We start from the raw sequence: 17,275 nt of genomic DNA, 5'->3' as shown, positions 1-17,275 counted from the left end.
TCGTTCGGGTGTGGGGCACTCCTTGCGAGCTTCCACATGTTCCTCACGTGGTCGGGAAGAGGGCGCCGATTCACGCGAATAACTTATCTATTATGCCTGCGCGCTTGGACGTTTTTATCTAGTGATTGTAGGTCGATTGCTGCGATGTATGCTAAGTGATCAGTGCCGTCGACAACTATATTCTTTTGCCATAGTGCGTTAGATTTACAGTTTTTTGCGCAAAATAGCACATGGTCAAGTGTAAGATTTGGCCACTTAAGCCATGTAGGCCATGTGCGTAGACGCTTTCCAAGCGAAAGCGCAACGTCTGTAAATCCGTATTTCAAAAGCGAGCGAAAGCTTGGGTGGTCGACTGTGGAATTAAGATCGCCAGTAACAATAGTAAGAGTTGCTAAATCGCAAGTTTTCGAAGTAGATTCGTCAGCGCATTCGTTAGTGCAATCGGCGAAAGAATCAGTAGTAAAATCAATAGTCGCAAGTGCGCGAATTCCATTACTCCAAGCAGCACACCCACGCATCGGTGACTTTGGATGTGCAGAAGCAAATTTCACCAAAACTTTTTCATTTGCACCAAAATCTAAGCAAGTTGTAACGCTTGGTACGCTTGCAGCTTCAATTTTTACGGAATTATTGCAAGTAGAAATCGCGGAATATTGCGTAAAAATAGCGTTGAATCCGCCGTTATTATGCTCACTTTGCGCACCTACGCACGAAGTTGGAAAAATTTCGTATATTCCAAGTTTTTCAAGATTTTTTACTAAAGACTCGCTTAATTCTTGTAAAAGTAACGTATTTACGTGATATTTTTTCGTTATTTCTATTATTTCGGATGCACTCGCTTTTCCGTATCTGCAGTTAAGAGTCATCACGCGTATTTCTTGATGCCGTTCCTTGCAGCTTTTGCGCGACGATTTGCTTTCGTGCAACCTACGCAATTTTGCAAACCAGTACGGCGTATGCGACTTAAGCGAAATCAAAAATAGCGCAGCGTAAGCAACGCATAAATATCCGTAAGATTTCGCGTAAGATTGTGCTAAATTAAGCGATTTCGTTACTTTCTCTGCGCAGCATGTATACAGCAAAAAAGCGCCAAAATTACACAAAAACAGTGCTCCCACAACGTAAGTTGCAAGTGGAAGCAACGCAATAACATACGGAAGTGGGTTATATTTATCCGCACCTGCTGGCAGCCAACGCATCAGCTGCCACAAAAGAAGCGGCACAAATATAACCCACAAAAACGCCAATACTAAAATCATCGACCGAATAAGCCAGCTAATCCGCCGCCAAAGTTAGGTGGCAGTTGATTATCTTGATTTGCGTCTTCGGAATTCATAAGTTCCTTAAGTCCTTCAGGAAGATTCTGAAGATTTGGTTGCTGTGGCTTTGCAAAAGCAGAACCTGCAACATCGTCGCTAGTAGATTCGCCAGAAAGACGCTCACGCAACGCGCGCTCTTCAGCTTCCCTGCGCATTGGATTTCCGGACTTTCCGCCCTTCTTCTTGCCTTTCTTGTCTTTGCGCTTCGACTTACTGCCGGCTCCACCGAATCCAGGAATGCCGCCCATGCCAGGCATTCCAGCTCCACCGCTCATTCGCTTCATCATTTTTGCAGCCTGTTCGAAACGTTGCAAAAGTGCATTAACTTGCGAAACGCTCACACCTGAGCCGGCAGCAATTCTCGCGCGGCGAGATCCGTCAATAATCTTTGTATTTCTACGCTCTTGAGGAGTCATAGAGCGAATAATCGCCTCAGTGCGGTCAATTTCCTTATCGTCAAACTGCTCAAGCTCTTGACGGTGGGCAGCCATTCCAGGCATCATGCCCAAAAGCTTCTTCATTGAGCCAAGCTTACGAACTTGCTGAAGTTGCTCCAAAAAGTCATCCAAACCAAAGCTGCCTTCAGCTATTTTTGCAGCAGCCTTGCGCGATTCTTCTTCGTCGAACTGCTTCTGTGCGTGCTCAATAAGCGTTAAAATATCGCCCATATCGAGTATGCGTGAAGCCATTCGATCAGGATGGAAGATTTCAAAATCTTTCAAACCTTCACCTGTAGAAGCAAACAAAATCGGCTTTCCAGTAACGCTTGCAACCGAAAGTGCAGCACCGCCTCGAGCGTCGCCATCAAGCTTAGAAAGCACAACGCCAGTAAAGTTCACGCCATCGTTAAAAGCTTGAGCAGTGCGAACAGCATCCTGACCAATCATTGCATCAATAACAAACAGCACTTCTTGCGGTTGCACGGCATCGCGAATATTGCGTGCCTGCTTCATAAGCTCTTCGTCAACACCCAAACGACCTGCGGTATCAATAATCACAGTGTCATACATTTTTTCGCGCGCATAATTAATAGAATCGCGCGCAACCTTAACCGGGTCGCCTTTAGTGAACCATGGCAAAGAAATCGCGCTTCCGCCTGTTTGCACGCCCTTTTCTGGAGCAAATACAGGAACTCCTGCGCGCTCGCCAACAACTTGCAGCTGCGTGACTGCATTAGGTCGTTGCAAATCTGCTGCTACAAGCAAAGGAGTATGACCTGCATCCTTCAGCCAGTAGCCTAGCTTTCCAGCAAGCGTAGTTTTACCCGCACCTTGCAAACCTGCAAGCATAATTACAGTTGGAGGATACTTCGCAAAATTAAGCTGCCTATCTACACCTGCGCCCAATACTTGCGTAAGCTCGTCGTTTACAATTTTCACAACTTGCTGAGCTGGGTTTAAAGCGTGCGAAACTTCCTCACCAAGAGCGCGCTCGCGAATTCGAGCAGTGAATGAGCGGACTACTTCCAACGCAACGTCTGCATCGAGAAGTGCGCGGCGAATCTCGCGAATTGTGCCGTCAATATCGGATTCTGATAGCTTGCCTTTGCTGCGCAAATGCTTAAAAGCATTGGAAAGGCGGTCTGTTAACGAACTAAATGCTGCCATAGTTTTCCATTCTACCTGTTGTTGCTAACGTAACTTTAGTGCAATTGCTAACTTGATTTGCTAATTAATACTTTCGCGTTTTCTTTTGCTTTTGCGTTACTTTCGTTTATTGCAAATGCCAAGATGATTCTTGCGAAGTATCGACAATTACAATTCCTGCGTTATTTAACGCGTCGCGAATAGCATCTGCAGTAGCAAAATCCTTTGCTTTTCTAGCATCTGCTCTAGCTTTAAGTTGCAAAGTAATTAAAGAGTCCAAAGCTGAGTGTTCTTTGCTTTCCTTGCCGTTTGAGCCTTCTGCAGGCGATTGATTATCGTTCGAAGCCCACGTTTGTGCGTAAGGATCCAAGCCCAAAGTATCTAACATAGCTCGCACTTGCAAAACAGCGAAATATATGAGCTTTTGTACGCTTTCGCTTTGTGCTTGTGAAGAATCTTTGCTGCAGTCGTCAATAAGAGCATTTCCTTGACGAATTGTAGTAAATATTTCTGCGATTGCGCCAGAAACGTTAATGTCATCGTTCATAGCGCGAGTGAAATCTTCCGGAAGCTCGTCTGCGTTAACAGAGCGCACTTCTTCGCAAGTTGGCTTCTTGTCAAGCAATCTGTCAGCTCTCTCGAGGAAGTTCATAATGCGATCATAAGCCGATTTTGACTCCACCAAAGCTTGGTCAGACCACTCCAACATTGCGCGATATTGCACTGCTCCCAAAGCATATCGCACAACCCAAGCCGAATTATTTGCCAAAACTACTGGTACGGAAAGACCATTTCCCAACGATTTTGACATTTTTTCACCTTTGGCGGTAACCCATGCTGAATGCATCCACACATTGGCGCTTTCCCATCCAGCAGCACGCGTTTGTGCCATTTCGTTTTCGTGGTGAGGGAAACGCAAATCCAGGCCGCCTCCGTGAATATCGAAATCATTTCCAAGATAACGATGGCTCATAGCAGAGCATTCAATATGCCAACCAGGGCGTCCCTCGCCAAAAGGAGTTTTCCAGCGTGCATCCGGCTGATCGAAATCGCAAGGTGCTTTCCAAAGTGCGAAATCCCTAGGATCGTGTTTGTCTGGTGAAGTGTCTGCAGGATCTGTTGGATTGTAAATATCGTTTTCAGCAGCGTCTACGCTTGGACCCTTTGCGTCTGCAATAGCTGCTGCTTCGTCTGCGCAAGTTTCATTTTGGTTCTGATTTTGGTGCGTTAATTCGCCGTAATGCTCCCAACTTGGCACGTCAAAATAAACATTTCCAGTAGGATTTCCGTCATTGTCTTTAATAACATATGCGTGACCGCGTTCGATTAAGCGTTCAATCAGCTCAACCATGTCTGTAATATGACCTGTTGCGCGCGGCTCAACTGTTGGCGCAAGCACTCCTAAAGTATTGTAGGATTTTGTAAATTCGCGCTCGTAAATATATGCTCGTTCCCACCAATTTTGCCCTGATTCGTTGGCTTTTTTCATAATTTTGTCGTCAATATCTGTGACGTTTCTAACAAACGTGACTTTGTATCCTAAACGCAGCATCCAGCGACGGATTATATCGAATGCGATTGCTGCGCGAATATGACCAATATGCGGAGAACTTTGCACTGTTGCGCCGCACACGTACATGCCTACTTGACCATGCTTTTTAGGTACGAAAGTGTTCGTTGAATGTGAAGCCGTGTTGTATAAGTGCAGGTTTTCTGCGGCTTTAGTAACTTTTGCAGTCTCTTCGTTCAAACTCTTATTAAGCATAATTGCTATTATAAATGCTTCTTTATACTCAGAGTGACTTTGAGAAGTTGTATTTCGTGCGTCGGCTCTTTAGTTAGCGATACAATTATTGCGATTTGGTTTTAGATTTAGCTTTAGTAATCCAATTAGATTCATATCTATTACCTGTCTATTACCTAGCTGTTTTTATTTTGTTCGTTACTGAAAGGAATATCATGGCTGAGATTTCATCTGCTCTTATGACGGACATGTATGAATACACTATGCTCGACGCTGCTCTTAAAGACGGCACTGCAAATCGCAAGTGCGTTTTTGAAATTTTTACGCGCCACTTGCCTCAAGGTCGTCGTTACGGAGTCGTTGCCGGCATGGGTCGCATTTTGGAAGAGCTGCAAAAATTCCATCTTTCGGAAGATGATTTGCGTTTCTTAAGTGATCGTAAAATTGTTAGCGCAGAAACCATTGAATGGCTGGAAAATTTCCGATTCCACGGTAAAATTTCCGGTTATCGCGAGGGGGAGATGTTCTTCCCGAATTCGCCAATTTTGCAGGTAGAAGGTACTTTTGGTGAGTGCACTTTGCTTGAAACTGTGCTTCTTTCTGTGCTTAATTACGATTGCGCGGTTGCCTCTGCCGCAGCACGTATGGTTTCAGCCTCCGCAGGTCGTCCTTGCATGGATATGGGCGGCCGTCGCACAAACGAATATTCTGCAGTTGCTGCATCTCGCGCAGCGGTTATTGGCGGTTTTAAGGGAACCGCAAACTTGCTTGCTGCAAAACTTTACGGATTGAAGGCAATCGGAACCGCAGCTCACTGCTTTACTCTTGTTCACGACACTGAGCGTGACGCTTTCACTTCTCAAATTGCCGCTCTTGGCAAAGGCACTACGCTTCTTGTTGACACTTATAATATTGAGGAAGCTGTAAAGACAGCTGTGGAAGTTGCAGGCCCTGATCTTGGTGGAATTCGTATTGATTCTGGAGATTTGTGCGCTTTGGCTCGTCGCGTAAGAAATCAGCTCGACGAGTTGGGTGCTAAAAACACAAAGATTACAGTTACTAATGATTTGGACGAGTATGCTCTTGCTTCCTTACAAAATGCGCCTGTGGATTCTTACGGCATCGGCACAATGCTTGTAACCGGCTCCGGTGCTCCAACTTGCGCAATGGTTTATAAGCTTACTGAGCGCGAGGGAGCAGATGGTGTAATGCAACCTGTTGCTAAGCGTTCTAAGAATAAAGCGACTGTGCCTGGACGTAAGTTGGCGTATCGTTCATACGATTACAGCAACGATTCTTGCGGTGTAGCTGATTGCGAACGCGTGATTTCTGGTTCGGAAGTTGCGCTCGCTCAGTTTAAGCCTAAGGATTCGTGGGAAAATCTGCTAGTTGATTACATGGTCGACGGTGAAGCTGACGAACAGTTTATGGGTCACGATGCGATTATGCGCGCACAGGATTATTGCGCTTCTGCTTTGAAGCGACTGCCTTTGGCTGCGCAAAGTTTGATGCGCGGAGACCCTGCAATACCAACAGAAATTCAAGTACTGTAAAAGTACTATAAATTAATCTTTTTAAAACTAAACTTTACTAAATAACTAAATAAGATTCGCAAATAATTTTCGCGAATAATTCGTAAATAATTCATGCGTAAAGACTAACGTTTCTGACAGCTTTTTTTGAGCGTTTGTTGCGATAATGCTTTATGCTTGATTTTGCTAATAAAATTCAATTAAATTTTAGTGCGCTACGAAATTCGTTACACAATGCGTTACGAAAGGATGCGATATGTTTTCATCTTTAGAAGCAGATAATGCGTTAGATGCTGTTATGGAATCTGGTTCGCAATCCGCAGATCCAGATTCTGGTTCCGGCACAAGCACTTCTGTTCTAGAACGTCCAGAAGTTGACGAAGATGCTCGTCTAGATGATGGTGGTAATGCAGATCGTTTTGCGCACTATGTGTCAAAAGACAGAATTGAAGAGTCGCGCTTAACTGGTCGACCAGTGGTAGCTTTATGCGGTAAAGTGTGGATTCCTCGACACGAAGCAAATGACTACCCAGTTTGCCCTGAATGCAAGCGCATATACGAGGAATTAGGAAAGTTTAATTTTTAAGTAATTATGTTGCGTATTTAAGTAGTTTATATTGCGTATTAGCGTTACTTCTATCTTTAACGATAAAAGTAACGCTATTTTTTAATATATTTTTGTTCTGAGCGCAATGGGTGATAATCTAAAAGCATGACTATAGCTGTGTGCCCCGGCTCGTATGATCCAGTCACTGCCGGCCATTTAGACGTAATACAACGTTGTACGCATCTATTTGATGAAGTACATGTGCTAGTTGCGGTAAATGCTGCAAAGACTCCGTTATTTTCTGAATCTGAGCGCGTAAAAATTATTCAAGAAGCAATAAATAATTTGCCGCAATCTCAAAATAGCTTCAATCGCGATTGCAAAATAGTAGTAACTTCAACAGCTGGTTTGATTACTGACTACTGTACAAAAGTTGGTGCTACAGTAATCGTAAAAGGCTTACGTCAAAACGGTGATTATGAGGCAGAACTTGGAATGGCACTAGTGAACCGCAAATTAGCAGGTATCGAAACGCTTTTCCTGCCTGCTGATCCTGTGCTTGAGCATGTTTCAAGCTCTGTGGTTAAAGATGTTGCTCGTCATGGGGGAAATGTTACTGGCATGGTTCCAGATAACGTAATACCCTTATTAAAAAAGCTTTTTAATGAACAATCATTAGGCGTAGATAACAATTCACCTATGCTGAACAATTGAACAGGAGAGTAGAAGATGACAAATAAAAATGAACTTACTGACGCAACTTCTGGATTATCTAGTGAAGGAGACGACACGATGGAGCGCGAAGTGCAAGTTGATCGCAATCAAAAGCTTCCATTGCATCCGGTTCTCGCAGATGAAGAAGATGCTCAAGACGGCGTTGTAAATACAACACATTCCGACGTGCGAAGTGCGCGTGAAGGCGACCTATTAGTTGATGCGGATGCTGATAATACAGAAACGTCATCTGTTGCGGCAGTTGGAAGTGTTTCTACTGCGGAAGATGTGCAGGATAATGGTGCTGATAGTGCAAATAAGAACAAGAAAAATAGCAAAGCAGCTTCTTCGCCAGCATCATTTTCTCCTTTCCCTCTTCCAGATTTACGAGAGCGAGAAGATGGTGGCGTTATCGACTTTGAGGAAAATGAATCTGAAACTTCAAAAGTAGCTGCAGAAACAATAAGCGATGAAGCGCGTTCAAAGAGCCGCGCTGAATTTACTACAGTTTACGACATTATTGACGCAATGGAAGCAACTCTTTCGGAAGCCAAGAATGTTTTGTTTGCTGCAGGAATGGTAAAAATTGATCGCGATGAGTTCGTTGACCAGTTAGCGCGTTTGAAAGATATGCTTCCTGTGCAATTGGAGCGAGCTTCTGCGTTAATGCGAGAAGCAGAGCGACGTTTGCGTACAGCGCAAGCACAAGCAAGCTCTATTGTTTCTTCAGCGCAATCTCAATCTGCAGAAATAATTGAAGAAGCGCAAGAGCGTGCTCAATTTTTAGCAGGTCAAGAAAACGTAACGGCTTTAGCAAAACAGAAAGCTCGCGATATTCTCGCTACTGCGCAAGCAAAATCAGACAAGCTTACGCAAGGTGCGGATCAGTATTGCGCGACTGTTATGGAAGGCTTAAAGCAGCAGCTAGATAAATTAGAACAAGATGTGCAAGCGGGTCAGCGAGTGTTGGAAGATCGTCGTCGAGCTGCAGCGCACGTACAAAATGACATTAGCTCATCATTGTATGACGATGATGAAGAGGAAAGGAATTAGTAATGGCTTCGCATCCATCCCAATCAGCATGGGCTGTTCCAGTAGCGCAAATGGCTGCGCGCGCTGGTAGTAGCATGTCGTTGCATCGCGTATTTCCGGCGCCGGAAGGTATTGGAGATTACGTTATTGGCGTAAAGCCAGGCAGTGATGTTATGGTTGATGGCGATTTTGATGCTGTGGTTGACGGCTTAATGTTTCAGGGCAGTATTACTGCCCCGGTGCATGCAGAATGTACTCGATGCTTGATGCCGCTTCGTCGCGATTGGAAAGTGGATGTGTGCGTATTCTTTCCATATGCTGACTCGCGTTCTAATCGTTCGGATAATCGCAATACTCGTGGCGATGCGGATGAAGCTGAATCGCAAATTTGGGATGAAAATGACGAGTCAGGCAATGTGTATCCTCTAGTTGCGGGTGGTGATTTTGCGGATATTGAGGCTCTTATTCGCGACACGATGGTAAGTGAGCTGCCGTTGCAACCGTTGTGCGAGCCGGATTGTCGCGGACTTTGCTCTCAGTGTGGCGAAAACTTAAACGAGCATCCAGATCATCATCATGACGTTACGGATATTCGTTTTGCTGCTTTAGAGGATTTGAAAGCTCAGCTTGAGCAGAATGAAAAGCGCGACGACCTGCCTGAGCGCTGCGATTTAGCGCGCGAAGGCAACTCGGAGCGGAAACTCGCTTAGGTTGGAAGTCCAGTGGACTTCCAACGCGAGTTTCGTAGCGAGCGCTTAGAGCGCGAGCTTTTGCGCAAAACAGATTTCGCTTAAATCTCACTCAAGTTCACGTAAATTAGTAATTTGTACGGCGCTTGCTGTAATATACAGAACGCTTAAGCTCAATCGATTGAACGAAATAGAGGAAAGAATTATGGCACTGCCTAAGTACAAGACCTCGCGTGCTAATACGCATTCGCGTCGCGCTAATTGGAAGGCGTCTGCCGTGCAGACTGTGACTTGCCCGAACTGCGGTTCTCAGGCATTCCCACACATGGCTTGCCCATCTTGCGGAACCTTCCGTGGTCGTGTTTATCGTGAAGCTATTCGCTCCGAGCACACCAAGTAGGTTTTATTAACAGAAACCCTGCCATCGACGGGTGGCAGGGTTTTTCTTTTTATTTACGCGCGTCGAGTGCGTGCCAAGCGATTTCGGCGGCTGCGAGTTGCGCTTTTCGTTTGCTAGAGCCACTTCCGACTCCCAACACTTCGTCGCCATCCTTATGTGCCAAAACCGCGCGAGCTTCAAATACTGGAGCGTATTCTGGCCCAGAAACAGCCATTCGATACTCTGGATCTTCCAAACCCATATCGTGAGCTTTGACAGTAAGCGAAGTCTTCCAATCGAGAGCTGGTCCTTCAGTTAGCACTTCCGCCAAAGTGTCGTCAATCAAACGATGCACAACTCTGCGAGCTTCATCAATTCCATGTTCAACAAAAGTTGCACCAATAAGTGCTTCAACAATATCGCACAAAATTGAATCTTTATTATTTCCGCCCTGCTCCATTTCTCCGCGACCGAGAAGAATATACGCGCCAACATGCAGCTTTTCGCGCGCAACAGCAGAAAGCGCCCATTCAGACACAGCTTTCGCTCGCATCTTCGCAAGCTGACCTTCAGTCATGTCTGGGTGTGCAGAAAACAGCGTTTCTGTAGAAACTAACTCAAGCACAGCATCGCCCAAAAACTCAAGTCGCTCATAATTTCGTGTGCCAGGATGCTCGTGCGAGAACGAGCGGTGGGTGAGTGCTTCTACCAAAAGATCCGGCGAAATAGTTGTGCCTAAAGCGTTTAAAAGTTCCTGTGTTGGGTCTCCAGGACGTGTTTCACCGCCATCTAATCTCAAAACTCCATCTTCGTTGTGTTGCACATGCGAGTTGTTTTGATTATTTTGATTGTGTTTGCTCTGCATATTCTGTTGATTCTGTTGATTGTTCTGAGTTTTCATAGCACGTATTATTATAGTCCTACTACCAACACAAGCGCTTTTAAGCTTCGCGTTCGCATTTGCGATCGCATTTTTCCATATTCCTTCTATATCCTTTCGTATAAGTGTTCAGCTATATTTGTGGATTATGCCTACGTATGATTTGGGATTAGAACGAGTTTCGCTAGAATTTGCTACAAAAACGATTTTTAAAGACGTTACTATTGGAGTTTTTGAAGGTGACAGAATCGGTATTGTTGGAAAAAATGGCGACGGAAAGTCAACGCTACTTCGACTACTTGCCGGTAAAATGCAGCCTGATTCTGGTCGCGTTACGAAGCGCGGAGGGCTTACTTTTGGCATGTTGGACCAGCGCGATCCATTGGACGATAACGCAACTGTGCGCGAGGCTGCTCTTGAAAATCGCGAAGATTACGAGTGGGCTGCAGATCAGCGTTCGCGCGAAATTGTAGAAGCGCTTCTTGGCGGCATAAATTTGGAAGCGAAAGTTGGAACGCTTTCTGGAGGTCAGCGCAGGCGCGCAGATTTAGCAAGATTATTGTTGCACGACTGGGATATTTTGGCTTTGGATGAGCCTACGAATCATTTGGACGTTGTGACGATTCATTGGCTTGCAGAGCATCTTCTTCACCGTTGGCAGGACGGTCAAGGTGCGCTTTTGATTGTGACGCACGACCGCTGGTTCTTGGACGAGGTTTGCACTTCGATGTGGGAAGTGCACGACGGCGTAATTGATCCTTTCGAGGGTGGTTACAGCGCTTATATGATGCAACGTGTGGAGCGCGAACGCCAAGCGGATGTGCGCGAAGAGCGTCGCAGGAATTTGGCGAGAAAAGAGTTAGCTTGGCTTTCCAGGGGTGCTCGTGCGCGTTCTACTAAGCAAAAGTTCCACGTAAAGCAAGCGCGCGAGCTTATTGCAGATGTGCCGCCGCTAAGAGACACTCTTGAATTGAAGAAAATGGCAACTTCGCGTCTTGGTAAGCAAGTTGTTGATTTAATTGACGTTACGCAAATTTTCGATAACGCTCAGCAGTTAAAAAATATCGATCCGGATATTGCAGAAAACGCATCTTTAGGTGAAGATAATGCAGAAAAATCAAATAAAGTCGATATCGTAGAATCTGCTTTTGCGCAACCAACTCACGTGGGAAGCGTTACTATTGCCGTTGACGAAAATCAAGAAAATTCTCTTGAAAATTCTGCGGAAAATACTTCGGAAAATACTGCTACGAGCGTAGAAAACATTGCAGAAACTTCAGCTGCATCGCGCAAAACTATTACTGGACGCATGATTTTAGACGATGCAACTTGGCTTATAGGTCCAGGCGATCGTTTTGGAATTGTGGGTGTGAATGGAGCAGGAAAATCAACATTATTAAACATTATTGACGGATCTCTAAAGCCTACGCTTGGACACGTAAATATTGGCAAGACTGTAAAATTTGCCGTGCTTTCGCAGCGGCTAGAAGAGCTTGAAAAGCTTGGAAAATATAAAGTAAAAGAAGTTTTAAGTCGCTATAAGCCTAGCTATATTATTGATGGCAAAGAAGTGACCCCAGGTCAGCTTATGGAAAGGCTTGGTTTTAAGCCCGAGCAGCTTATGACACCAATTGCGGATCTTTCGGGCGGTCAAAAGCGACGTATGCAGCTGCTGCTGATTTTGCTAAACGAACCAAACGTGCTGATTATGGATGAGCCTGGAAACGATCTCGATACTGACATGCTTGCAGTTATGGAAGATTTGCTCGATACTTGGCCTGGCACTTTGATTGTTGTTTCGCACGATCGCTACTTGCTTGAGCGCGTAACAGATCAGCAATTTGCGCTTATTGACGGCAAAATTCGTCACCTTCCAGGCGGTGTAGATGAGTATTTGCAAATTGTAGAAAAGCTGCAACGCGATCACGAAAATAGTAGTGGTACTACTGGTACTGTTGGCGCTTCAAGTACTGCGAATGCTTCGAGTGCTGCAAATTCTACAACTAAAGAAAGTTCAGAAAGTACAGTAATTGAGCCCAAACTTACCGGCAAAGCCTATCACGATGCTGCAAGGCGAGTTTCAGCAATCGAGCGAAAACTTACAAAGCTTGAAGAAGAAAAGTCGCAAATTGAAGCGCAAATGGCTGCGCATAACCCAAGTGACTTTGTTGGACTTCAATCTCTTAACGAAGATCTCCAAAAAAACGAGCAAGAAGCAAGTGCTCTTGAGGATGAGTGGATGGAGCTTTCTGAGCAGCTTTAGTACAAAATTGCTGCGTGCTAAGAAGATGAAATAGAAGATAACAGCCACGTGCTAAATTTGTGAGGTATGACTCAAATCAAGGATATGTTGGAATCTGTAAAACCAATTCGCGTTGACGGTCGTGATGTTGACGAGCTCCGACCTGTGCACATAACACGTAAATTTACTGATGTTCCTGAAGGCTCTGTGCTTATTGAGTGTGGCAATACGCGCGTAATGTGTACCGCAACTTTTACGGTTGGTGTGCCTCGTTGGCGTAGAGATTCCGGTTTGGGTTGGGTAACTGCCGAATATTCTATGCTTCCTAGAGCAACAGCTGAGCGAACTGATCGCGAATCTGTGCGTGGAAAAATTGGTGGTCGCACTCACGAAATTAGTCGTCTTATTGGTCGCTGCTTGCGCGGTGTAGTCGATATGAAAGCGATGGGTGAGTGCCAGATTCAAATTGATTGCGACGTGTTGCAAGCGGATGGTGGAACTCGTACTGCTTCCGTAACTGGAGCTTATGTAGCTTTGGTAGATGCGCTTCATTGGGCAGAAAAGAATGGTCATATTCGCTCTGCTGCAAATGTTATTAAGGATTCTATTTCCGCTGTCTCTGTAGGCGTTATTAACGGCACTCCTATGCTGGATTTGCCTTATGTTGAGGACAGTCAAGCTATGACAGATATGAATGTAGCTATGACAGGTTCCGGTACTTTCATTGAAATTCAGGGCACTGCAGAACATCGTCCATTTAATCGCGACGAATTAAATACGTTACTTGATTTGGCAACTAAAGGTAATCGCGAATTGCAAGCTGCTCAAAAAGCCGCTTTAGCAAAATAGAAGAGATTGAAGGAGAACGGGCGTGAAGCTTATTGTGGCAACACATAATGAGGGAAAACTCGTTGAAATCAAGCAAATTTTAGAGGAGCAATTGTCGAAACTTGCAGACAGTTTCGAGTTAGTAACTGCAGGTTCTCTTGGCTTGCCTGATCCTGTGGAAACTGGCGTGACTTTTGAACAGAATGCTTTGCTCAAAGCGCGTGATGTTGCTGCAAGAACAGGTTATCCCGCTATTGCAGACGATTCGGGTCTTATCGTTGATGTGCTTGGTGCTGCCCCTGGTATTCTTTCTGCTAGGTGGAGTGGTGTGCATGGAGATGATAAAGCTAATAATGAGCTTCTTTTGCGCCAACTTTCTGATATCCCAGATCAATGTCGTACTGCTCGTTTTCGTTGTGCTGCAGCTCTTGCTATTCCGGATGGGTGCAGTGAGGTTCCTGAAGGCAGTGTTATGTCGCATTCTCACGGCTTTGAGACTGTTCGAGTCGGAGAAATGGTTGGTCACTTGTTGCGCGAGGCGCACGGAATTAATGGTTTCGGCTATGATCCGCTATTTGTGCCAGATTTTCAGCCTATTCGCGATGGTGTGCAAATGAAAGGTTTGACTAGTGCAGAGCTGACTCAAGAAGAAAAGAATGCTATTTCGCACAGAGGTAATGCTTTGCGCGCACTTTTGCCGGAGTTGCAGGCATTATTTATTACTGAATAAGCGAAAAATTTCGTGCGCGAGATGGGACTTGAACCCACACGTCGTAAGACACAGGAACCTAAATCCTGCGCGTCTACCATTCCGCCACTCGCGCATAGACTCATATAAACAATCGAGCGAATAAAAACAAATCAAAAGTATTAATACACTCGAGTGAGTCAGAGAGCCACTTGACAGAATCGAACTGTCGACCTTCTCATTACGAGGGAGACGCTCTACCGACTGAGCTAAAGTGGCATGTTGCCTGAGACGCATTCGCGACTCGCGCACAAATCAAACACTATATATCATATTTTTGAATTTGTCCAATTTGGCGCGTCGTGCAATAGATAATGTTCCAAATGTGAGATAATTTCCTCGCGTTTGGAGTGATAAACCACAGATAACCCTCCAAATGCAGGGTAGGTTGCGCGCGTTTGGGGCACTGCACATCCTCAAACTACAAATTTTTATGTGTAAATTATCAGTGTGATTGTGTTCATTTTTGTGTTAAGCTTCGCGTGTTTCTGTCTGCTTTTGTGAGTATCTTGTGAATTGGACTATAGTGACGGTTGCTGTCACGTCAGTTGAAGAAATGAAAGGACCTTACAATGGCCATCAATCCGCCAGTTGACGCCGTAAAAACCCCAGAGTGGGCTGCATTGCAGAAGCATTACGACGAGTTGCAATCAGAAGGCGTTTGCCTGAAGAAGTGGTTTGCCGAGGACGCAAATCGCGTGGATAAGTTGAGCTTCGAAGCTGGAGATCTCCACTTCGATCTTTCTAAGAATTTAATTAAGCCTGAAACTCTTAAGCTTTTCGCAAACCTTGCAAAGGCAGTCAAGCTTGACGAGCGCACTAAGGCAATGTACACCGGCGTGCACATTAACAATACTGAAGATCGTGCAGTTTTGCACACTGCTTTGCGTCGTCCTGCAGAGGATGCTGGCAAGTTCATTGTTGACGGTCAAGATACCGTTGCAGACGTGCGTGAAGTGTTGGGTCGCATTTACGATTTTGCTAACGAAGTTCGTTCTGGCGCTTGGAAGGGCGTTACCGGCAAGAACATCAAGACTGTTGTAAACATTGGTATTGGCGGTTCCGATTTGGGTCCAGTCATGGTTTACGAAGCCTTGAAGCCATACGCTGACGCCGGCATCAGCGCTCGCTACGTTTCTAACATTGATCCAAACGATATGGCAGAAAAGACCAAGGATTTGGATCCAGAAACCACTTTGTTCATCATTGTTTCCAAGACCTTCACCACTTTGGAGACTTTGACCAATGCTCGTACCGCTCGCACTTGGTTGCTGAACAAGCTTCAGGAGTGCGGTGCTATTGACGGAAGCGACGCAAAGAAGGCTGAAGCTGTTGCTAAGCACTTCGTGGCTGTTTCCACCAACCTTGAGAAGGTTGAAGAGTTCGGCATCAACCCAACCAACGCTTTTGGCTTCTGGAGCTGGGTTGGCGGCCGCTACTCTGTGGATTCCGCTGTCGGCACTTCTTTGGCTGTTGTCCTCGGTCCAGAGCGTTTCGAAGAGTTCTTGAAGGGCTTCCACGCAATCGATACCTACTTCGCTGAGACTCCATTCGAGAAGAACGTTGTTGTGCTTCTTGGTATGCTCAACGTTTGGTACCGCAATTTCTACAAGGTTGCTTCTCACGCTGTGCTTCCATACGATCAGTACTTGCACCGCTTCCCAGCTTATTTGCAGCAGCTCACCATGGAATCTAACGGTAAGTCTGTGCGCTGGGACGGCACTCCTGTAACAAGCGAAACCGGCGAAATCTTCTGGGGCGAGCCAGGCACCAACGGTCAGCACGCTTTCTACCAGTTGATTCACCAGGGCACTCAGCTTATTCCAGCTGATTTCATTGCTTTCGTGAACACGCCAAATCCTACTAAGGATGGCGATCAGGATGTGCACGAGCTCTTCTTGGGCAACTATCTTGCACAGACTAAGGCTCTTGCTTTCGGCAAGACTGCTGATGAAGTTCGCGCTGAAGGCACTCCAGAGGAGATTGTGCCAGCTCGCGTGTTCAAGGGCAACCGTCCAACCACGTCCATTTTCGGCGATGCTTTGACTCCATTTAGCTTGGGTGAGTTGATTGCTCTCTACGAGCACATCACCTTCGTTGAAGGTACCGTGTGGGGCTTGGATTCCTACGATCAGTGGGGTGTGGAGCTTGGAAAGCAGCTTGCAAAGCAGATTACTCCTGCAATTTCTAAGGATGATGAAGCTTTGGCAGCTCAGGATGCTTCTACGCAGAGCTTGATTCGCTTCTATCGCGCTCATCGCAAGTAAGATAGTAGTCATATAGGCAATCGTTTTTAGTGATTGTTGGTTTATAAGTCTCTTGGCGTTAATTCGTCAAGAGACTTTTTGTTTAGCATCTGTCGCTGAGTTTTATAGGTCTCAAGTGCATTGCAATGTGTTTTGCTGCATATTGACACAACTGCAACAATAATTTATAATGAGCACGGTCGGTAGGTAAGGCTACCACGGGGATAAGGGTTGCTGCCGCAACACAGTGGAGACACTGCACGCTGGTTAACAGTCGTTGTCGAATTTAAGGCTTCGACTAATGCAACGCCACCGCCCTGCGAAGCTGAAGCTTGAACGACGTGGCACGCTTAACATGCATTTGTGTGTTTTGGTGCGTCTCTGTTCTCTTGTAAACCTCCGATTCAATGATGAAGATTTGCGCCGGCAGCGCACTAACTTAAGGAGGTGATTTGCCGTGAAACATGACAGTAAAAGCCATAATTCTAGTACTCGTACTGATGAAGGCTCCGACACTATTGGCAGTAGTAGTTCGGATGTTCCTCCTGAATATATGAAGCCGGCAATCATCGAATTTAGGTTGCAAAACTTGCGAAATATATAACTTACGAATACAACTTGCGAAATATAATTTACGAAGTTAAAACGTGAGTTCTAGTTATTTGCGCCTGTAACGTAATCAATGGTGATACGGCTACGCAAGAATTTACACAAGAAAAGTTACGCAGATCTTTACGCAAGAATTTACGAAAATCTAAATAGAAATCCGCATAGAAATCTCAATAGATA

The 17,275-nt window shown here is 45.4% G+C and carries 15 protein-coding genes, 2 tRNA genes and 1 riboswitch; of the genes, 11 read left to right on the top strand and 6 right to left on the bottom strand.

From position 1 onward, the window contains the following. Positions 1 to 83: 83 nt before the first annotated feature. From P0108_RS00775 to cysS, 3 genes are all read right to left on the bottom strand, one after another. A complete protein-coding gene (locus P0108_RS00775) occupies positions 84 to 1,259 on the bottom strand; it encodes an endonuclease/exonuclease/phosphatase family protein (RefSeq protein WP_473730679.1) in 1,176 nt (391 codons plus the stop codon). Next, a complete protein-coding gene (gene ffh / locus P0108_RS00770; RefSeq protein WP_004105368.1) occupies positions 1,256 to 2,926 on the bottom strand; it encodes a signal recognition particle protein in 1,671 nt (556 codons plus the stop codon). Before ffh ends, P0108_RS00775 begins: the two co-directional genes overlap by 4 nt. A gap of 106 nt (positions 2,927 to 3,032) precedes the next feature. Further along, positions 3,033 to 4,670: a cysteine--tRNA ligase gene (gene cysS, locus P0108_RS00765; RefSeq protein ID WP_285089462.1), complete on the bottom strand. Its 1,638-nt coding sequence runs from the start codon at positions 4,668 to 4,670 to the stop codon at positions 3,033 to 3,035. 194 nt (positions 4,671 to 4,864) lie between these two features. Between cysS and P0108_RS00760 the strand changes: the two genes are divergently transcribed. From P0108_RS00760 to rpmF, 6 genes are all read left to right on the top strand, one after another. Next, a complete protein-coding gene (locus P0108_RS00760; RefSeq protein WP_004110271.1) occupies positions 4,865 to 6,202 on the top strand; it encodes a nicotinate phosphoribosyltransferase in 1,338 nt (445 codons plus the stop codon). A 235-nt stretch (positions 6,203 to 6,437) separates the two neighbouring features. After that, entirely contained in the window at positions 6,438 to 6,767 is a 330-nt protein-coding gene (locus tag P0108_RS00755; protein ID WP_004110275.1) for a DUF3039 domain-containing protein, read from the top strand. A gap of 126 nt (positions 6,768 to 6,893) precedes the next feature. After that, on the top strand, positions 6,894 to 7,442 hold the full coding sequence (gene coaD, locus P0108_RS00750; protein WP_119527010.1) for a pantetheine-phosphate adenylyltransferase: 549 nt from the start codon (positions 6,894 to 6,896) through the stop codon (positions 7,440 to 7,442). Between the two features lie 15 nt (positions 7,443 to 7,457). Next, positions 7,458 to 8,495, top strand: coding sequence for an SPFH domain-containing protein (locus P0108_RS00745; protein ID WP_473730678.1), 1,038 nt, complete (start codon positions 7,458 to 7,460; stop codon positions 8,493 to 8,495). A gap of 2 nt (positions 8,496 to 8,497) precedes the next feature. Next, complete coding sequence (locus P0108_RS00740) at positions 8,498 to 9,184, top strand: YceD family protein (RefSeq protein WP_473730677.1); 687 nt, start codon at positions 8,498 to 8,500, stop codon at positions 9,182 to 9,184. Positions 9,185 to 9,368: 184 nt separating this feature from the next. Then, complete coding sequence (gene rpmF / locus P0108_RS00735) at positions 9,369 to 9,563, top strand: 50S ribosomal protein L32 (RefSeq protein ID WP_004574042.1); 195 nt, start codon at positions 9,369 to 9,371, stop codon at positions 9,561 to 9,563. A 49-nt stretch (positions 9,564 to 9,612) separates the two neighbouring features. Here the strand turns inward: rpmF and rnc are convergent, their stop codons facing one another. Further along, on the bottom strand, positions 9,613 to 10,443 hold the full coding sequence (gene rnc / locus P0108_RS00730) for a ribonuclease III (protein ID WP_285089465.1): 831 nt from the start codon (positions 10,441 to 10,443) through the stop codon (positions 9,613 to 9,615). A 127-nt stretch (positions 10,444 to 10,570) separates the two neighbouring features. Here rnc and P0108_RS00725 point away from each other — a divergent pair, with 127 nt between their 5' ends. The 3 genes from P0108_RS00725 to P0108_RS00715 all read left to right on the top strand — a co-directional run bounded on the left by P0108_RS00725 (position 10,571) and on the right by P0108_RS00715 (position 14,222). Continuing rightward, a complete protein-coding gene (locus P0108_RS00725) occupies positions 10,571 to 12,685 on the top strand; it encodes an ABC-F family ATP-binding cassette domain-containing protein (protein WP_473730676.1) in 2,115 nt (704 codons plus the stop codon). Positions 12,686 to 12,751: 66 nt separating this feature from the next. Next, the gene (gene rph, locus P0108_RS00720) at positions 12,752 to 13,513 is read left to right on the top strand and encodes a ribonuclease PH (protein ID WP_012913873.1); all 762 of its coding nucleotides are present in this window, start codon (positions 12,752 to 12,754) and stop codon (positions 13,511 to 13,513) included. Between the two features lie 22 nt (positions 13,514 to 13,535). Continuing rightward, positions 13,536 to 14,222 (top strand): non-canonical purine NTP pyrophosphatase, encoded by a 687-nt coding sequence (locus tag P0108_RS00715; protein WP_012913874.1) that lies wholly within the window; start codon positions 13,536 to 13,538, stop codon positions 14,220 to 14,222. 13 nt (positions 14,223 to 14,235) lie between these two features. Here the strand turns inward: P0108_RS00715 and P0108_RS00710 are convergent. Further along, positions 14,236 to 14,316: transfer RNA gene (locus P0108_RS00710), tRNA-Leu, on the bottom strand. Between the two features lie 70 nt (positions 14,317 to 14,386). Next, positions 14,387 to 14,459, bottom strand: a tRNA-Thr gene (locus P0108_RS00705). Between the two features lie 353 nt (positions 14,460 to 14,812). Between P0108_RS00705 and pgi the strand changes: the two genes are divergently transcribed. Both pgi and P0108_RS00695 read left to right on the top strand, forming a co-directional pair. Beyond that, a complete protein-coding gene (pgi, locus tag P0108_RS00700) occupies positions 14,813 to 16,507 on the top strand; it encodes a glucose-6-phosphate isomerase (protein ID WP_004110292.1) in 1,695 nt (564 codons plus the stop codon). Between the two features lie 171 nt (positions 16,508 to 16,678). Then, positions 16,679 to 16,839, top strand: a riboswitch (M-box (ykoK) riboswitch). Between the two features lie 104 nt (positions 16,840 to 16,943). Further along, positions 16,944 to 17,090, top strand: coding sequence for a hypothetical protein (locus P0108_RS00695; protein ID WP_004110294.1), 147 nt, complete (start codon positions 16,944 to 16,946; stop codon positions 17,088 to 17,090). Positions 17,091 to 17,275: the final 185 nt, after the last annotated feature.

It is taken from the genome of Gardnerella sp. c10Ua_244 (assembly GCF_055818055.1).
Note: the sequence above shows the minus strand (reverse complement) of the source record. Positions and strands in the feature narration are given on the sequence as shown.

What these genes read in the sequence shown, in the direction of transcription:
- P0108_RS00775 (WP_473730679.1), bottom strand. Translation starts at nt 1,259, where the DNA reads ATGATTTTAGTATTGGCGTTTTTGTGGGTTATATTTGTGCCGCTTCTT.
- ffh (WP_004105368.1), bottom strand. Translation starts at nt 2,926, where the DNA reads ATGGCAGCATTTAGTTCGTTAACAGACCGCCTTTCCAATGCTTTTAAG.
- cysS (WP_285089462.1), bottom strand. Translation starts at nt 4,670, where the DNA reads ATGCTTAATAAGAGTTTGAACGAAGAGACTGCAAAAGTTACTAAAGCC.
- P0108_RS00760 (WP_004110271.1), top strand. Translation starts at nt 4,865, where the DNA reads ATGGCTGAGATTTCATCTGCTCTTATGACGGACATGTATGAATACACT.
- P0108_RS00755 (WP_004110275.1), top strand. Translation starts at nt 6,438, where the DNA reads ATGTTTTCATCTTTAGAAGCAGATAATGCGTTAGATGCTGTTATGGAA.
- coaD (WP_119527010.1), top strand. Translation starts at nt 6,894, where the DNA reads ATGACTATAGCTGTGTGCCCCGGCTCGTATGATCCAGTCACTGCCGGC.
- P0108_RS00745 (WP_473730678.1), top strand. Translation starts at nt 7,458, where the DNA reads ATGACAAATAAAAATGAACTTACTGACGCAACTTCTGGATTATCTAGT.
- P0108_RS00740 (WP_473730677.1), top strand. Translation starts at nt 8,498, where the DNA reads ATGGCTTCGCATCCATCCCAATCAGCATGGGCTGTTCCAGTAGCGCAA.
- rpmF (WP_004574042.1), top strand. Translation starts at nt 9,369, where the DNA reads ATGGCACTGCCTAAGTACAAGACCTCGCGTGCTAATACGCATTCGCGT.
- rnc (WP_285089465.1), bottom strand. Translation starts at nt 10,443, where the DNA reads ATGAAAACTCAGAACAATCAACAGAATCAACAGAATATGCAGAGCAAA.
- P0108_RS00725 (WP_473730676.1), top strand. Translation starts at nt 10,571, where the DNA reads ATGCCTACGTATGATTTGGGATTAGAACGAGTTTCGCTAGAATTTGCT.
- rph (WP_012913873.1), top strand. Translation starts at nt 12,752, where the DNA reads ATGACTCAAATCAAGGATATGTTGGAATCTGTAAAACCAATTCGCGTT.
- pgi (WP_004110292.1), top strand. Translation starts at nt 14,813, where the DNA reads ATGGCCATCAATCCGCCAGTTGACGCCGTAAAAACCCCAGAGTGGGCT.